The sequence below is a fragment of the Ruegeria sp. C11 genome (genome assembly GCF_056537725.1).
This window is the reverse complement of sequence record NZ_JBQFSB010000026.1, coordinates 1-1621: the sequence shown is the minus strand read 5'-3', so window position 1 is coordinate 1621 and position 1621 is coordinate 1. Positions and strand designations below refer to the sequence as shown.

2 protein-coding genes are annotated in these 1621 nt (G+C 62.8%); both read left to right on the top strand.

Going from position 1 to position 1621, the window contains the following annotated elements:
* Window positions 1-759, top strand: coding sequence for an electron transfer flavoprotein subunit beta/FixA family protein (locus ACR0NA_RS21615; RefSeq protein WP_170653210.1), 759 nt, complete (start codon window positions 1-3; stop codon window positions 757-759).
* Window positions 759-1621, top strand: an 863-nt coding sequence (locus ACR0NA_RS21610) for an electron transfer flavoprotein subunit alpha/FixB family protein (protein WP_480732624.1), incomplete at its 3' end; no start/stop codon positions are given. The genes ACR0NA_RS21615 and ACR0NA_RS21610, both read left to right, overlap by 1 nt.

Sequence of the window (1621 nt, the reverse complement as noted above, 5' to 3'; positions counted from 1 at the left end):
ATGAAGGTACTCGTGCCTGTCAAACGCGTGATTGACTATAATGTGAAGGTTCGCGTTAAAGCGGACGGTAGCGGTGTTGATCTCGCCAATGTCAAAATGTCGATGAACCCATTCGACGAGATTGCGGTGGAAGAGGCGATCCGCCTGAAAGAAGCGGGCAAGGCTGACGAAGTCGTTGCCGTTTCGATCGGCGTGAAGCAGTCGCAGGAAACCCTGCGGACCGCGCTGGCCATGGGTGCCGACCGCGCCATTCTGGTTGTGGCCGCCGACGACGTCCATCAGGACATCGAGCCGCTGGCCGTTGCCAAGATCCTGGCCAAAGTGGTCGAGGAAGAGCAGCCCGGCATCGTTCTGGCGGGCAAGCAGGCGATCGACAACGACATGAACGCCACCGGCCAGATGCTGTCGGCCCTGCTGGGCTGGAGCCAGGGCACCTTTGCGTCCGAGCTGGACATCGAAGGTGACAGCGCCAAGATCACCCGCGAGGTTGATGGCGGCCTGCAGACCATCAGCGTCAAGATGCCGACCATCGTGACCGTTGACCTGCGCCTGAACGAGCCGCGCTATGCGTCGCTGCCCAACATCATGAAGGCGAAGAAAAAGCCGCTGGATGAGAAAACCGCCGCCGATTATGGCGTCGACGTCACCCCGCGCCTCGAGGTCGTCAAGACCGAAGAGCCGCCGGCACGTGCCGCTGGCATCATCGTGGGTTCGGTCGACGAACTGGTTTCGAAACTCAAAGAAGCGGGGGCTGTGTAATGGCTGTACTTCTTCTTGCCGAAGTCAACAATGGTGAGCTGGCGCTGGACGCCACCGCCAAAGCCGTCAATGCCGCGAAAGCCCTGGGTGATGTGACCGTTCTGGCCGCAGGCGGTTCCGCCGCTGCTGCCGGTGAGGCCGCTGCCAAGATCGACGGCGTGTCCAAGGTTCTGGTTGCCGAGGATGCCTCGCTGGGTCACCGCCTGGCGGAATCGACCGCAGCGCTGATCGTGGGTCTGGCCGACGGGTACGAGCACATCGTGGCCCCCGCGACCACCGACGCCAAGAACGTGATGCCGCGCGTGGCCGCACTGCTGGACGTAATGGTGATCTCGGATGCGTCCGGCGTTGTTGACGGCTCGACCTTCGAGCGTCCGATCTATGCGGGCAACGCGATCCAGACCGTGAAATCGAACGACGCCAAGAAGGTCGTCACCCTGCGGACCGCCAGCTTTGACGCGGCGGGCGAAGGCGGTTCGGCCCCGGTCGAGACCATCTCGGTTGGTGAAAACCCGGGTCTGTCGTCGTGGGTCGAGGACAAGGTTGCCGAAAGCGACCGTCCGGAACTGACCTCGGCTGGCGTTGTCGTCTCGGGCGGCCGCGGTGTCGGTTCGGAAGAGGACTTCAAACTGATCGAAGGTCTGGCCGACAAGCTGGGCGCGGCTGTTGGCGCCTCGCGCGCGGCGGTCGACTCGGGCTATGCGCCGAACGATTGGCAGGTGGGTCAGACCGGTAAGGTTGTTGCCCCGGACCTCTATGTCGCCGTCGGCATCTCGGGCGCGATCCAGCACCTGGCAGGCATGAAGGACTCCAAGGTCATCGTGGCGATCAACAAGGACGAAGAAGCGCCGATCTTTCAGGT